The 13,059-nt window shown below is 71.5% G+C and carries 15 protein-coding genes; 7 read left to right on the top strand and 8 right to left on the bottom strand.

All coding sequences use genetic code 11. From position 1 onward, the window contains the following. The first annotated feature begins 47 nt into the window (after positions 1 to 47). Entirely contained in the window at positions 48 to 470 is a 423-nt protein-coding gene (locus FBZ33_RS01935; protein ID WP_088951365.1) for a preprotein translocase subunit TatB, read from the top strand. A 302-nt stretch (positions 471 to 772) separates the two neighbouring features. Here FBZ33_RS01935 and FBZ33_RS01940 read toward each other — a convergent pair whose 3' ends face one another. The 3 genes from FBZ33_RS01940 to FBZ33_RS01950 form a co-directional block, all read right to left on the bottom strand. Continuing rightward, positions 773 to 1,921 (bottom strand): Mrp/NBP35 family ATP-binding protein, encoded by a 1,149-nt coding sequence (locus FBZ33_RS01940; RefSeq protein ID WP_141907804.1) that lies wholly within the window; start codon positions 1,919 to 1,921, stop codon positions 773 to 775. 76 nt (positions 1,922 to 1,997) lie between these two features. Then, complete coding sequence (locus tag FBZ33_RS01945; protein ID WP_141907805.1) at positions 1,998 to 2,648, bottom strand: DUF1003 domain-containing protein; 651 nt, start codon at positions 2,646 to 2,648, stop codon at positions 1,998 to 2,000. Beyond that, positions 2,641 to 3,927 carry a magnesium transporter MgtE N-terminal domain-containing protein gene (locus FBZ33_RS01950; RefSeq protein WP_141907806.1) on the bottom strand — a complete coding sequence of 429 codons (1,287 nt, stop codon included), beginning with the start codon at positions 3,925 to 3,927 and terminating at the stop codon, positions 2,641 to 2,643. Before FBZ33_RS01950 ends, FBZ33_RS01945 begins: the two co-directional genes overlap by 8 nt. A gap of 33 nt (positions 3,928 to 3,960) precedes the next feature. On the opposite strand from FBZ33_RS01950, the gene FBZ33_RS01955 reads away from it, so the two are divergent. Both FBZ33_RS01955 and FBZ33_RS01960 read left to right on the top strand, forming a co-directional pair. Next, positions 3,961 to 4,830 (top strand): PhzF family phenazine biosynthesis protein, encoded by an 870-nt coding sequence (locus FBZ33_RS01955; protein WP_141907807.1) that lies wholly within the window; start codon positions 3,961 to 3,963, stop codon positions 4,828 to 4,830. Positions 4,831 to 4,888: 58 nt separating this feature from the next. Beyond that, positions 4,889 to 5,398, top strand: a complete 510-nt coding sequence (locus FBZ33_RS01960) for a hypothetical protein (RefSeq protein WP_141907808.1) — start codon at positions 4,889 to 4,891, stop codon at positions 5,396 to 5,398. 8 nt (positions 5,399 to 5,406) lie between these two features. Here FBZ33_RS01960 and FBZ33_RS01965 read toward each other — a convergent pair whose 3' ends face one another. After that, positions 5,407 to 6,126 carry an HAD family hydrolase gene (locus FBZ33_RS01965; protein WP_141907809.1) on the bottom strand — a complete coding sequence of 240 codons (720 nt, stop codon included), beginning with the start codon at positions 6,124 to 6,126 and terminating at the stop codon, positions 5,407 to 5,409. A 106-nt stretch (positions 6,127 to 6,232) separates the two neighbouring features. Between FBZ33_RS01965 and FBZ33_RS01970 the strand changes: the two genes are divergently transcribed. Continuing rightward, positions 6,233 to 7,192, top strand: a complete 960-nt coding sequence (locus tag FBZ33_RS01970; protein ID WP_141907810.1) for a DMT family transporter — start codon at positions 6,233 to 6,235, stop codon at positions 7,190 to 7,192. A gap of 10 nt (positions 7,193 to 7,202) precedes the next feature. Here the strand turns inward: FBZ33_RS01970 and FBZ33_RS01975 are convergent, their stop codons facing one another. After that, positions 7,203 to 7,478 (bottom strand): hypothetical protein, encoded by a 276-nt coding sequence (locus tag FBZ33_RS01975; protein WP_231927205.1) that lies wholly within the window; start codon positions 7,476 to 7,478, stop codon positions 7,203 to 7,205. A gap of 10 nt (positions 7,479 to 7,488) precedes the next feature. Further along, the gene (locus FBZ33_RS01980) at positions 7,489 to 8,313 is read right to left on the bottom strand and encodes an SDR family NAD(P)-dependent oxidoreductase (RefSeq protein ID WP_141912348.1); all 825 of its coding nucleotides are present in this window, start codon (positions 8,311 to 8,313) and stop codon (positions 7,489 to 7,491) included. Positions 8,314 to 8,441: 128 nt separating this feature from the next. On the opposite strand from FBZ33_RS01980, the gene FBZ33_RS01985 reads away from it, so the two are divergent. After that, complete coding sequence (locus FBZ33_RS01985; RefSeq protein WP_088951376.1) at positions 8,442 to 9,398, top strand: CoA ester lyase; 957 nt, start codon at positions 8,442 to 8,444, stop codon at positions 9,396 to 9,398. Between the two features lie 46 nt (positions 9,399 to 9,444). Here the strand turns inward: FBZ33_RS01985 and FBZ33_RS01990 are convergent, their stop codons facing one another. Continuing rightward, positions 9,445 to 9,999 carry a DUF4190 domain-containing protein gene (locus FBZ33_RS01990; protein ID WP_088951377.1) on the bottom strand — a complete coding sequence of 185 codons (555 nt, stop codon included), beginning with the start codon at positions 9,997 to 9,999 and terminating at the stop codon, positions 9,445 to 9,447. 117 nt (positions 10,000 to 10,116) lie between these two features. Here FBZ33_RS01990 and FBZ33_RS01995 point away from each other — a divergent pair, with 117 nt between their 5' ends. After that, the gene (locus FBZ33_RS01995) at positions 10,117 to 11,022 is read left to right on the top strand and encodes an SDR family NAD(P)-dependent oxidoreductase (protein ID WP_141907811.1); all 906 of its coding nucleotides are present in this window, start codon (positions 10,117 to 10,119) and stop codon (positions 11,020 to 11,022) included. A 14-nt stretch (positions 11,023 to 11,036) separates the two neighbouring features. Here FBZ33_RS01995 and FBZ33_RS02000 read toward each other — a convergent pair whose 3' ends face one another. Continuing rightward, positions 11,037 to 11,576, bottom strand: a complete 540-nt coding sequence (locus FBZ33_RS02000; protein WP_185755184.1) for a DUF4190 domain-containing protein — start codon at positions 11,574 to 11,576, stop codon at positions 11,037 to 11,039. A gap of 177 nt (positions 11,577 to 11,753) precedes the next feature. Between FBZ33_RS02000 and FBZ33_RS02005 the strand changes: the two genes are divergently transcribed. Beyond that, positions 11,754 to 12,950, top strand: coding sequence for an acyl-CoA dehydrogenase family protein (locus FBZ33_RS02005; protein ID WP_099850308.1), 1,197 nt, complete (start codon positions 11,754 to 11,756; stop codon positions 12,948 to 12,950). Positions 12,951 to 13,059 lie beyond the last annotated feature (109 nt).

The following is a 13,059-nucleotide window of genomic DNA, read 5'->3' on the forward strand; positions in this document are numbered from 1 at the left end:
CCCGGCGTGCGTAGTCTTGCTGCTGACGCCGAGAGGAGGCCAGCGGGATGCTCGACAACCTGAACTGGTGGGAAATCGGAGCGCTGCTGCTCCTGGCGCTGCTGATCTTCGGTGACCGGCTGCCCGCAGTCATCACCGACGGCCTGCGGCTGGTGCGCAACCTGCGCAACATGGCCCGCAACGCCACCGGTGACCTGAGTCGCGAGCTGGGCACCGACATCCAGCTGGAGGACCTGCACCCGAAGGCGTTCATCCGCAAGCACCTCCTCAGCGAGGAGGACGAGGCGGCGATCCGTAAGCCGTTGCAGGGCGTCTACGACAACCTGCGCGCCGACGTCAGCAGCGTGCACGACGACCTCAAGGACGTGGCCAGCTCCGCCGACCTGAGGTCGGACGGCGCCCGGCCCGGCACGGCCACCACCAGCCCCTCGGCGCCGGCCCCCCGCGTCAGCTACGACGACGCCACCTGACCGACCCCGCGTGCTCGGCTCGGCCCGCGCTCGGCTCCGCCTCTGCGGCCTGCCTTCGTGCTCGCGCGGCCTGCGCTCGCCTTGATCAGCTCGGGTTTCAGGAAGTCGGCCCTAAATCGGCGCGGAATGCCCCGACTTCAGAAACCCGAGTTGACCATGCGCCGCGCGGCCGTGCCGACGACACGGCCATGCCGACCACGCGCGCGGACCGTGCCGGCCACGCCTGGGCTGGACGGCCCACCCGCAGACACGACTCAGCCCGCCGGCCAACAGTGGCCGACGGGCTGGCGGTGTCGTGGTGGTCAGCGACCGGCGGGCTTGAGACCGAGCGGCTTGCCGAGCAGCGACTCACGGCGCATCGCGAGCCGGTCGGCGACGGAGTTGAGTGCCTGCGCGGCCGGGGACTCCGGATCGGCCAGCACGATCGGGTTGCCCGCGTCGCCGGCTTCGCGGACCCGGGTGTCCAGCGGGATCTGCCCGAGCAGTGGCACCTGGGCGCCGATGGTCCGGCTCAGCGACTCGGCGACGGCCGTGCCACCCCCGGCACCGAAGATCTCCATCCGTGAGCCGTCCGGGAGCTCCAGCCAGGACATGTTCTCGATGACGCCAACCACCCGCTGGTGGGTCTGCAGGGCGATCGCACCGGCCCGTTCGGCCACCTCGGCGGCGGCGGTCTGTGGCGTGGTGACGATCAGGATCTCCGAGTTGGGGAGCAGTTGGGCCAGCGAGATGGCCACGTCACCAGTGCCCGGGGGCAGGTCGAGCAGGAGCACGTCCAGGTCGCCCCAGTAGACGTCGGCCAGGAACTGCTGCAACGCCCGGTGCAGCATCGGGCCGCGCCACACCACTGCGGCGTTGCCGGAGGTGAACATGCCGATGGAGATCACCTTCACGCCGTGCGACTGCGGCGGCATGATCATGTCTTCGACGCGGGTGGGCCGGGCCTCCGTGCCGAGCATCCGGGGCACCGAGTGGCCGTAGATGTCCGCGTCGACCACGCCGACGGAGAGCCCGCGGGCGGCGAGGGCCGCTGCCAGGTTGACAGTCACGCTGGACTTGCCGACGCCACCCTTGCCGCTGGCAACCGCGTACACACGGGTGCGCGAGCCGGGCTGGGCGAACGGGATGACGGGCTCCTCGGTGGCGCCGCCGCCGCGCAGCTGCGACTGCAACCCCTGCCGCTGCTCGGGGCTCATCACACCGAAGTCGATCTCCACGCCGGTGACGCCGGGCACCGCTGCAACGGCGGCGGTGATGTCGTTACGCAGCTTGTCCTTCAGGGGGCAGCCGGCGACGGTGAGCAGCAGCTCGACGCGTACGACGCCGCTGGCAGCGATCGTGGCGGAGCGGACCATGCCCAGCTCGGTGATGGGCCGGCGGATCTCCGGGTCGTTGACGGTGGCCAGGGCGGCCTGGATCGCGTCCTCGACGGTGCTCACGGGTGCTGACATGCCCGCAATGCTACGTCGCGGGGCATCCGCTGCTGCCGCTGGCCGGGGCGGTGTGAGCCAATCGATGACCTGTTGATCAGCCGTCCGCTGGGCGGGGCCCGGTGCCGTCCGGCCGGGCGTCCCGGGCGAAGTCGCCGTCCAGGTCGTCGCGTGGTTCGTCCAGGCCGACACCGTCGGTCGGTCGCCTGCCGCGCTTCTCCTGCCGGATGTCCTTGTCCTGCTGGCGGCGTTCCAGCCGTTGCCGGCGCTGCCCCGCCTCGTCCAGTTCCTCGGCCAGCCGGGCCAGCTCGGAGCGGAGGAAGTCGCGGGTGGCCACCTCACCCATCGCGATCCGCAGTGCGGCGATCTCCCTCGCCAGGTACTCGGTGTCCGCCTTCTGCGCGGTGGCTCGCCGCCGGTCCTCCTCCAGGGCCACGCGGTCCCGGTCGGCCTGCCGGTTCTGGGCCAGCAGGATCAGCGGTGCCGCGTAGCTGGCCTGCAACGACAGCACCAGGGTCAGGAACGTGAAGGTGTACGGGTCGAAGCGCAGGTCCGTCGGGGCCAACGTGTTCCAGACGAACCAGATCGCGATCACCACCGTCATGACGACGATGAAGTTCGCGGTGCCCATGCCCCGGGCGATGCCCTCGGACCACCGGCCGAAGGCCTCCGCGTCGAACCGGGGCAGCTTGATGCCCCTGGGCTCGCGTGGCTGGTCGAGCCGTTCGTTCCGCCGCTGCTCAGCCATCCGCGCCGTCCAGCCCCGCGTCGGTGGTGCCCGGGCCGGTCAGGGCGTCGCGGTCCCGCCAGTCCCGGGGCAGCGAGTGGTCCAGCACGTCGTCCACTGTCACGGCGCCGACCAGCCGGTTGCTCCGGTCGATCACCGGCATGGCGACCAGGTCGTAGGTGGCCATCCGCCGGGTGATCTCCGGTAACGGGGTGGTGGGGCGCAGCGGGTCGATGTCGTTGACCACCACCTTGCCCAACAGGTCGGCCGGCGGCTCACGCAGCAGCGCCTGGAAGTGCACCATGCCCAGGTAGCGGCCGGTCGGGGTGATCTGCGGCGCCCGGGTCACGAAGACCTGTGCGGCGACGGCGGGGGAGAGCTGTGGTTCCCGGATCCGGGCCAGCGCCTCGGCGACGGTGGCGTCCGGCGGCAGGATGACCGGCTCCGAGGTCATCACGCTGCCCGCCGTGCCGGGCGTGTATTTCAGGAGCTGACGCACCGGGTCGGCCTCGTCCGGCTCCATGAGGTCCAGCAGCACGTCCTGCTCCGGTGGGGGCAGCTCGTTGAGCAGGTCCGCGGCGTCGTCCGGGTCCATCTCCTCCAGTACGTCGGCGGCCCGCTCCCGGTCGAGGGCGGCGAGGATCTCCACCTGGTCGTGCTCGGGCAGCTCGCTGAGCACGTCGGCCAGCCGCTCGTCGTCCAGCGCGGCGGCGACCTCGTTGCGCCGGGCGTCGGGCAGGTCCTGCAGCGCGTTGGCCAGGTCGGCCGGGCGCATGTCCTCCAGGACGGCGAGCAGGTTGGCCGTACCCCGGTTGTCGGCGATGCCGCTGAGCCCGCGCACCCGGTCCCACTCGACCTGGTGCAGGTGGCCGCGGCGGCTGAGCCGACCGGTCTGCTCCCGTACGGCGACGCGGGTCAGCGACCACTCGCCGCCCCGGCTGCAGTCCATCGCGACGTCCACGACGGCGCCGGGCTGGCCGCCCGGGTCGAGCTGTACCCGTCGGTCCAGCAGTTCCTGGAGCACCAGCAGCTCGTTCGGGCGCTTCTCGAACCGGCGCAGGTTGAGGGTGCCGGAGCCCAGCACGACGGCGTCCACGTCGATGGACGTGATCCGGTTGATGGACAGGAAGATCCGGCGGCGCATCGGCATCTCGGCGACGAGGCCCACCACCTCCGGGGGCCGTTTGGTCGCCCGCAGCCGTGCCACGGCGTCACGAACCCGCCCCACCTGGTCGCCGTTCGGGTCGAAGACGGCGACTCCGGCGAGACGGGCGATGTAGACCCGGGTCGGCGTGCTCACGGGCACCAGCCTAAGCGCCTAGTGTTTATCAACATGTCGACCTTGGCCTACGAGATCGTGGACGTCTTCACCGACCGCCCTTTCGCCGGCAACCCGCTGGCCGTGGTGTTCGGCGCGGAGGCGCTGGCCACCGAGCAGATGCAGGCGCTCGCGCTGGAGTTCAACCTGTCCGAGACGGTGTTCGTGCTGCCACCGACCCAGGTCGGCGCCACCTACCGGGCCCGGATCTTCACCCCGGTGGAGGAGTTGCCGTTCGCCGGGCACCCGAGCGTCGGCGCGGCGGTCACCGCCAGCCGGCGGGGCATGTTCGGTGTGGGACAGGTCACCCAGGAGTGCAAGGCCGGGGTGCTGCCGATCGAGGTGACCGCGTCGGGGGCGACGCTGACCGGGGGCACGCCGACTCTCGGGCCGGAATTGGACCCGGAGCCGTTGCTGGAGATCGCCGGGCTGCTCGCGGACGACCACATCGGGCCCGCTCCCCGCGTCGCCGGCTGCGGTTTGGAGTTCCCGTACCTCCCGGTGCGTCCGGAGTCGGTGGCCCGCGCGCGGGTGAACGCGACGGCGGCGCAGCGTTATGGGGTGTCGCACGTCAGCGTCTTCTCCTGGGACGCCGCCACGCAAACCGCGCACGCCCGGGTCTTCGTGCCGGGGATGGGTGTCCCGGAGGACCCGGCGACCGGCTCGGCGGCCCTCGGCCTCGGTGTCTGGCTGGTGGCGAGCGGTCTGCTGCCGGCCGAGGGGCTGTCCCGTTACGCGGTCCGTCAGGGTGTGGAGATCAACCGCCCGTCCTCGCTGGCCTGCACGGTCACCGCGGCGAACGGTGTGGCGGTCGGTGCGACCGTCGCCGGTCAGGTGATGCCGGTGGCGCGCGGTGAGATCGCGGTGCCGCCGTTCGTGGGCTGATCGCACCAAAGCGCCGGCGGCCTACGCGTCAGCGGCCGAGGTGCGGCAGGATGCGAGGGTGACTGACGACGCGCGTGGGTCGACGCCGCTGGTCGACGAGGCGATGAAGAAGGCTGCCGTGGCCTGGGTCAGCGTTTCCGGTGGGCCGGCGCTCGCGCTCTGGTGCGCCCCACTGGAGGGCGCTCTCCTGGTGGTCAGCGGGCCGGGCGAGCAGGCAGCGCCGGGTCTGGCCGACGCCACCGAGGCGCAGGTCTCCCTGCGCGGCGACCACGGTGGTCGGATCGTCACCTGGTCGGCACAGGTGAGCCGGGTGCAGCCGGGCACCGAGGCGTGGGACACCGCCGCGCCGCTGGTGGCGGCGAAGCGTCTCAACGCGCCCGGCCCGACCGCTGACCTGGTGGCCCGCTGGGTCGCCGACGGATGCGCGGTCAATCGGCTCACCCCGGCCGGAACGCCGCTGGCCGGCGCGGACCTGCCGGCCGACGCGCAGGCCGAGCCGCCTCGGCCCACCCCGGCCGTCCGGGCCACCCGCAAGCCGTTCCGCCTGCACCGGGTGCGTCGCCGCTGATCGGCGCGTCAGCCCGCCCGGCCGCCGGCGCCCACCACCTCGGCGTCGACGTCGACCAGGGCGAGCACCTCGCGCAGGGTGCCGATTGTGGGGCCGCGCCAGTCCAGGTCGGCGTTGAACACCATGTGCGTGGCCAGGTCCGTCGCGGCGAGCCGGACCGCGGTCATCCCGGCCCGCTCGGCGCCGGTCAACTCCTGGCTGCCGCCGTCACCGACGTACAGGCAGTCGCCCGGGGCGAGCCCGAGCCGCTGGCAGGCGGTCAGGTAGAGCGCCGGGTCCGGCTTGCACCGTCCGACCTGTACCGAGAAGACCCGCACGTCGAGCAGCCGGGCGACCGCGAGCTGTGGCAGGAAGGCCGGCAGTTCGTGCGTACAGTCGCTGATCACACCGGTACGCAGGCCGCGCCGGCGTAGGGCCGCCAGCACCGGCACGGCGTCGGCGCGCAGCCACGTGTCCGCGCGGACCGCCCGGTGCCGGGACGCAACGGCCGCCCGCACCGCGGCGTCGCTCGGGTGTACGCCGGCCTGGGCGCACACCCACCGAAGGGTCGCCTCCGCGTTGCCGAGTCGACCGGTGGCCCGCTCGTAGTACGTGCGGTCCAGCACCTCGGTCAACGTGTCGGTGTCACATCCGAGCAGCTCGGCGGTGTCGGTGTGCGCGACACCGCGCTGCACCGAACGGGTGAGGGTGCCGAAGAAATCGAACAGCACCGCCTGGTAGGTGGGCATGGGGGAGCGCCTCCGGGCGGTCGGGGGTTGGCGGCGCGGACCCGCGTGATCGTAACGGAGTGATGACCCTGCGTGTTGTCCGTCATACGTGTGAGGATTACGTCCCGTGTCCCCACCTTCACCCCGGCCGTCCCTGGATCCGCTGACCACCGGCGCGGTCGGTTTGGCCGTGGTCGCCGTGTCGTCGTCCGCGCCACTGATCGCGTACGCCGCCGCACCCGCGCTGGCCATCGCGTTCTGGCGCAACCTGCTCGCGGTGGCAGTGCTGAGCCCTTTCGCGCTGGCCCGCCGTCGCTCCGAGTTCCGCAGGCTGACCACCGGCGTGGGCCGGCGGGAGGGACTGTTCTGCATCCTGTCCGGGGTCGCGCTGGCCGGTCACTTCGCGACGTGGGTGCCGAGCGCCCAGCTCACCTCGGTCGCCACGTCCACCGCCCTGGTCGCCACCCAGCCGGTCTGGCAGGGGCTGATCGCGCGCGCCCAGGGGCGTGGGCTGCCCCGGATCGTGTGGATCGGCATCGCGGTGGCGGTCGGCGGCGCCGCGATCGCCACCGGGGTGGACGTGGGGGTCTCCGGCAGGGCCGTCCTCGGCGACGTGCTGGCGTTGACCGGCGGCATGTTCGCCGCCGTCTACACCGCCTTCGGTGAGCGGGCGCGGACCAGCATCAGCACCACCACCTACACCACCATCTGTTACGGGATCTGTGCACTGCTCCTGCTGGTCATGTGCCTGATCGGCGGCGTACGGCTGACCGGGTTCGACGGGCGGACCTGGCTGGCCATCCTCGCCCTCGTGGTCGGCGCCCAACTGCTCGGGCACTCGATGTTCAACTACGCGCTGAAGAAGATCCCGGCGACCACTGTGAGCGTGCTGATCCTGCTGGAGGCGCCCGGCGCGGCCCTGCTCGGTTGGGCCTGGCTGGGTCAGGTTCCCCGCCCGTACGCGCTGCTCGGGATGGCGCTGCTGCTGGCCGGGGTGGCGGTGGTGGTGCTCGGCGGCGCCCGGGCCGGCCGCCGCGCCGCGCCGCCCACCCCGTTGCCTGCCGACGCCGAACCGCTGAGGGATTGAGCGGACCTGCCTAAACCTCGTGCACCTCGATGACCCGGGTCGTCGGGGCGGCTTCGCCGAGCGCGGCGCGCAGCGCGGCCCGTTCCGGATCGACGAGGAACGACTCGTAGCCGGCGCGGGCGTCGAACCGGATCACGTGCACCTCGGTCTGCCCGTCGGTGCCACGCAGCCGCCGTTCCAGCTGGCCGCCGTGCCGCCCGAGAAAGGCCAGCACGGCGTCCTCGTAGCGTTGCCCGGCGGCCTCGGCCCCGGATGCGTACTCGACCAGCGCGACGAGAGTGAGCATGGCGGCCACGCTACCCAGCGATGCCGACGGCCTTCGCGCTCGCCTGCCAGAGTCGGGCGGCGAGCCGCGGGTCGCTGGCCTTGCGGTACGGCCGACGCGGGCGACGGTCGGCGTAGAAGCCGCCGTTGGTCAGCCGGGACCGGTCCTGGTTGGCCAGCCACACCAGTGTCTCGGCGCCCTTCTCCGGGCTGCGGAACGGCATGAACCGCATGCCGAACGCGACCAGCCTGCTGTCGTTGCCGAACCGGGTGCGCACCACCCCCGGGTGGAAGCAGTACGCGGACATCTCCGGCCAGCGTCGGGCCGCCTCGGCGGTGAACAGGATGTTCGCCTGCTTGCTCGTGCCGTACGCGCCGATCGGCCGATAGCCGCGCAGCGGCGCGTTCAGGTCGTCCGGGTCGAGCGCGCCGAAGCGGTGCGCACCGGAGGCGGTCACCACGATCCGGCCCACCCGGTCGGCGAGCAGGTTGGTCAGCAGGAACGGGGCCAGGTGGTTGGCCTGGATCGACATCTCGAAGCCGTCGACGGTGGTGAGTGGTTGCAGCGCGATGGCACCGGCGTTGTTGGCGAGCACGTCGATCCGGTCGTACGCGGCCCGTAGCTGCTCGGCGAGCCGGCGCACGTCGTCCAGGACCGCGAAGTCGGCTCGGAACAACTCCGGACGCTCGCCCGAGTTCTCCCGTACCCGCTCCGCTGCGGTCTGGAGGCGCGCCGGGTCCCGCCCGACCAGCACAACCTGGTCACCGCGGCAGGCCAGCTGCACGGCGGCGGCCAACCCGATGCCGGAGCTTGCCCCGGTCACCACCACCAGCCGACGTCCAGTGAGATCTTCCACAGGTCCATTCACCCCGGTCATGGCGCGAGGTTACCGTGGCGTCACAACGCCCTTTGGGATCGTTAAGTTCTCAACTCTGTCGTCAGGTGGCGTCGGCATGCCCGCCGGACGCTGGAAGGAGCGCATCCATGGCCGCAGTCGGTCGCCCCCGCAGGTCCTGCCTCGCCGTGCCGGGTTCCAGCGTCAAGATGCTCGGCAAGGCGCAGGGCCTTCCAGCCGACCAGGTCTTCCTCGACCTGGAGGACGCCGTCGCCCCGCTGGCCAAGCCGGACGCGCGCAAGAACATCGTGGCCGCGCTCAACGAGGGGGACTGGGCCGGGAAGACCCGCGTGGTCCGCGTCAACGACCTGACCACCCCGTGGACCTACCGGGACGTCATCGACGTCGTCGAGGGCGCTGGCGCGAACCTGGACTGCATCATGCTGCCGAAGGTGCAGACGGCCGCCCAGGTGCAGTGGCTGGACCTGACGCTCACCCAGATCGAGAAGACGCTCGGCCTGGAGGTCGGCCGGATCGGCATCGAGGCGCAGATCGAGAACGCCGCCGGGCTGGTCAACGTGGACGCGATCGCCGCCGCCTCGCCGCGCGTGGAGACCATCATCTTCGGCCCGGCCGACTTCATGGCGTCGATCAACATGAAGTCCCTGGTGGTCGGCGCGCTGATCCCGGACTACCCGGGCGACCCGTACCACTACATCCTCATGCGGATCCTGATGGCCGCCCGGATGCACGACAAGCAGGCCATCGACGGCCCCTTCCTGCAGATCCGGGACGTCGACGGGTTCCGCGAGGTGGCCAAGCGCTCGGCGGCGCTGGGCTTCGACGGCAAGTGGGTGCTGCACCCGGGTCAGATCGACGCCGCCAACGAGGTCTACCAGCCGGCGCAGGCCGACTACGACCACGCCGAGCTGATCCTCGACGCGTACGAGCACTACACCTCGGAGGCCGGCGGCAAGCTGGGCGCTGTGATGCTCGGCGACGAGATGATCGATGAGGCGTCCCGCAAGATGGCGCTCGTGGTCGCCGCGAAGGGCCGGGCCGCCGGAATGAGCCGTACCTCGTCGTTCACCCCACCGGCCGAGTGAACCGCCGAGCCGCCCCCGGGTCGCACCCGGGGGCGGCTCGCCGAACTCAGTAGTTGCCGCTCTCGTAGCTGGACGTGTCCTGGTTCGCGGCCCAGACGATGAAGATCACGATGACGATGGTGGCCAGCACCGCCAGCGCGGTGGCGACCCAGCCGACGATGATGCCGGCAGTGGCGAAGCCCTCGCCGCCCTCGCCGCGCTCCTTGATCTGCTTACGGGACACGTGGCCGAGGATCGCGCCGATCGCGCCGATGTAGCCACCGAGGCCGTACGCGCAGAGGCCGAGGGCGCCGATGATCGAGACGACCATCGCGGCGATGGCCAGGCCGTTCTGCTTCGGTGCGGGCGGGTACCCGTAACCCGGGTAGCCAGGCGGCGGGTAACCGGGCGTGGCCGCGTACGGGCCGGGTTGGGTCGGTATCTGCGGCGCGCCGCCCGCGTACGGACTGGTCGGCGCGTACGGGTCGGTCGGCGCGTATGGGTTGACTTCGATCGGCTGGGTGGGTGCCGGTTGACTGCTCACCGGGAGGGTGGGGTCACCGGACTGCTGTCCCGACCACGCCGGGTCGTGCCAGCCGCCAGAGGGCGGGGGGTTGGTCATGCGATCTCTCCGTCAGGTCGGGTGCGCCGTCAGGGTAGCCAGGGGTGACCAAAACCGTTGCCCCCGCTCCCGGGTGCCGCGTTGCTTCGGGCCGGTCGTAACGGGCAGGATCTCGACATGGCATTCGACGCGCGCGCCGCGGACCGCTCCGGCAGCCGACCCAGACGGGACGTCAGCCGCCCGGGCGGGGCCCGACGTGCCCGCGCGGCCACACCGGCCGGCGGCCCCGGCCCCGACGAGCCGGTCGCGCTGGCCGACCCGGTGACCATGCGGCTCGACGGGCGGGTCGCCCTGGTGACCGGCGCGGGCAGCCCGGACGGCATCGGGTACGCGACCGCGCGCCGACTCGCCGACCTGGGCGCCCGGGTGGCCATCGTCTCCACCACCCGGCGCATCCACGAACGCGCTGGCGAGCTGGGGGTGACCGGCTTCGTCGCGGACCTGACCGACGAGTCGGAGGTCGGCGCGCTGGCCGACGCGGTCGCCGAGCAGTTGGGCGACGTCGAGGTGCTGGTCAACAACGCCGGCCTGGCCAGCCGGGCCAGCCAGGGAGTGCTGCGGCCGGTCGCGCAGCTGACCTACGACGAGTGGCGCGGCGAGATCGACCGCAACCTGTCCACCGCGTTCCTGTGCAGTCGGGCGTTCATCGGGGGGATGGCCGAGCGGGGCTGGGGTCGGATCGTCAACCTGTCGGCCACCGCCGGCCCCGTCAACGCGCTGCCCACCGAGGCCGCGTACGCCGCGGCGAAGGCCGGCGTCGTCGGGCTGACCCGGGCGTTGGCGATGGAGATGATCGCCGACGGCGTGACAGTGAACGCGGTGGCACCCGGCACCATCTACACCGCCGCGTCCACGATGGCCGAGATCAAGCAGGGGCTTGGCACGCCGGTGGGTCGACCGGGCACTCCGGACGAGGTCGCGGCGGCGATCAGCTTCCTCTGCTCGCCGGCCGCCTCGTACATCACTGGCCAGATGCTGGTGGTGGACGGCGGCAACAGCGTCCGCGAGGCCCGGTTCCGCTGACCGGCGGCTAGCGGTCAGTAGCCGCCGCTGTCGCCGGTGTTGCCCAGGGCCACGAGGGCCAGCCAGCCGCAGCACGCCAGCAGGGTGAGCCCGGTGAAGACGTAGCCGAGGATCAGCCCCCAGGTGGCGAGCTGGTCACCCTCCTCGCCGCTGGTGCGGATCTGCCGCTTGGCCACGTGGCCGAGGACGGCACCGGCCGGCGGAAAGGCGAAGGCGAACACCAGCGACAGGATCGCCAGCACGTTGGTGCCCCGACCCGGCCCGGACGGCGGCGGGCCGTACTGACCGTAGGGGCCCTGCGGGGGGTACGGCGGCTGCTGACTCCAGTGCCCCGCCTGGTGCGGCCCCTGCTGCCCGTACGGCGACGGATCGTCCGCAGGCGGCCCGTACGGTGAGCGTTCCGCCGGCAGCTCGAACGCCGGCTGGTCCGGTTGTGGCGCGTACGGCGGCTGGCCGGCCGGCGGCGGCGCATACGGCGACTGGTCCCGGGGCGGCTCGTAGGGTGACGGCGGCTGCTCGTCTGATGGTGGTCCCGACGGCGGTGGGTAGCTCACAGCTGTCCTCCTCCTGCCGGTGCCGGAAAAGTCCCTCTTGCCGGACGCTACCCGCAGCGGTGAACCTTTTCACAGCGGTTGTGTGGACTGGTCACCTTGGCCTCGTCGGCTCCGGAGACCGATACTGACCCAGCGTTCAGTTACCCACGAGTAGTGCGCGGATCCCCGGAGGCTGTGATGGCTCGACTCGCCCAGACGCCCGGCCTGACCGATGTGCAACAGTCGATCCTGGAGACCGTTCGGGACTTCGCCGACAAGGAGATCATTCCGCACGCCCAGCGGCTGGAGCACGCCGACGAGTACCCCACCGACATCCTCGACGGCATGCGTGAGATGGGCCTGTTCGGCCTCACCATCGACGAGGAGTTCGGCGGCCTGGGCGAGTCGCTGCTGACCTACGCGCTGGTGGTGGAGCAACTGTCCCGGGGCTGGATGTCGATCTCCGGCATCGTCAACACCCACTTCATCGTGGCGTACCTGATCTCCCAGCACGGCTCGGCCGAGCAGAAGGCCCGCCTCCTGCCGAAGATGGCCACCGGCGAGGTGCGCGGAGCGTTCTCCATGTCCGAGCCGGAGACCGGCTCCGACGTCTCGGCGATCAAGTCCCGGGCTGTCCGCGACGGCGACAACTACGTGCTCAACGGCCAGAAGATGTGGCTGACCAACGGGGCGTACTCCTCGGTGGTGGCCACCCTGGTCAAGACCGACACCGGCGCCGAGTCGGTCTACGGCAACATGAGCACCTTCCTGCTGGAGAAGGAGCCGGGCTTCGGCGAGACCGCCCCCGGCCTCACCATCCCCGGCAAGATCGAAAAGATGGGCTACAAGGGCGTCGAGACCACCGAGATGGTCCTCGACGGGGTGACAGTGCCCGACTCCGCGATCCTCGGTGGCGCCGACAAGGTGGGCCGAGGCTTCTACCAGATGATGGACGGCATCGAGGTGGGCCGGGTCAACGTGGCCGCCCGCGCCTGCGGCATCTCCATCCGCGCCTTCGAGCTGGCGGTCAGCTACGCCCAGCAGCGCAAGACGTTCGGCCAGCCGCTCGCCAAGCACCAGGCGATCGCCTTCAAGCTCGCCGAGATGGGTACGAAGATCGAGGCCGCGCACGCCCTCATGGTCAACGCCGCACGCCTCAAGGACGCCGGCCAGCGCAACGACGTCGAGGCCGGAATGGCCAAGCTGCTCGCCTCCGAATACTGCGCCGAGGTCGTCCAGGAGGCGTTCCGCATCCACGGCGGCTACGGCTACTCCAAGGAGTACGAGATCGAGCGGCTCATGCGGGAGGCCCCGTTCCTGCTCATCGGCGAGGGCACCTCGGAGATCCAGAAGACCATCATCTCCCGGGGCCTGCTCAAGGAGTACAAGCTCTGAACCGCGCCTGCTGATGCAGTTGCCCGTCGCTCGGTCGGTCTGTCCGTGCCTTCGGTCAAGAGCGTGATGACTGTGAGGCATCAATATGACTCAGAGGCATCACGCTCTC

This window comes from Micromonospora sp. A202 (genome assembly GCF_006715105.1).
GTDB classification, from domain to species: domain Bacteria; phylum Actinomycetota; class Actinomycetes; order Mycobacteriales; family Micromonosporaceae; genus Micromonospora; species Micromonospora zamorensis.

Bases quoted from the DNA above. Each gene is read 5' to 3' on its own strand.
- FBZ33_RS01985 (WP_088951376.1), top strand. From the start codon at position 8,442: ATGGCCGCAGTCGGTCGCCCCCGCAGGTCCTGCCTCGCCGTGCCGGGT.
- FBZ33_RS01935 (WP_088951365.1), top strand. From the start codon at position 48: ATGCTCGACAACCTGAACTGGTGGGAAATCGGAGCGCTGCTGCTCCTG.
- FBZ33_RS01945 (WP_141907805.1), bottom strand. From the start codon at position 2,648: ATGGCTGAGCAGCGGCGGAACGAACGGCTCGACCAGCCACGCGAGCCC.
- FBZ33_RS01990 (WP_088951377.1), bottom strand. From the start codon at position 9,999: ATGACCAACCCCCCGCCCTCTGGCGGCTGGCACGACCCGGCGTGGTCG.
- FBZ33_RS01965 (WP_141907809.1), bottom strand. From the start codon at position 6,126: ATGCCCACCTACCAGGCGGTGCTGTTCGATTTCTTCGGCACCCTCACC.
- FBZ33_RS01955 (WP_141907807.1), top strand. From the start codon at position 3,961: ATGTCGACCTTGGCCTACGAGATCGTGGACGTCTTCACCGACCGCCCT.
- FBZ33_RS01995 (WP_141907811.1), top strand. From the start codon at position 10,117: ATGGCATTCGACGCGCGCGCCGCGGACCGCTCCGGCAGCCGACCCAGA.
- FBZ33_RS01940 (WP_141907804.1), bottom strand. From the start codon at position 1,921: ATGTCAGCACCCGTGAGCACCGTCGAGGACGCGATCCAGGCCGCCCTG.
- FBZ33_RS02005 (WP_099850308.1), top strand. From the start codon at position 11,754: ATGGCTCGACTCGCCCAGACGCCCGGCCTGACCGATGTGCAACAGTCG.
- FBZ33_RS01975 (WP_231927205.1), bottom strand. From the start codon at position 7,478: ATGCTCACTCTCGTCGCGCTGGTCGAGTACGCATCCGGGGCCGAGGCC.